1 protein-coding gene is annotated in these 254 nt (G+C 48.0%); it reads right to left on the bottom strand.

Annotation, left to right across the window (positions count from 1 at the left end; translation table 11 throughout):
* Positions 1–254: PmbA/TldA family metallopeptidase (locus E8Q33_RS15140; protein WP_305792047.1), on the bottom strand; the 254-nt coding region annotated here is incomplete at both ends.

Consider the following 254-nt stretch of genomic DNA (forward strand, 5'->3'; position numbering starts at 1 on the left):
TCAACCTGTTTTTGCTGTCCATGTTTTACCACGGCACTGGCTGCATGAGTGGCTTCCAGCAGTGATTTCAAACTCAGATCATCCGAGTAAGCAAATCCGGTTTTCTCACCACTACAGGCACGAACACCTACACCTTGCTCAAGATGATAACCACCATCTTTAATGATGCCGTCATCCATCAGCCAGTTTTCCCCGCGCGAACGCTGGAAATACAAATCAGCAAAATCAACACCGGGACGCATGGCACTCGATAA

This window comes from Methylophaga sp. SB9B (assembly GCF_004832235.1).
Lineage (GTDB): Bacteria > Pseudomonadota > Gammaproteobacteria > Nitrosococcales > Methylophagaceae > Methylophaga > Methylophaga muralis.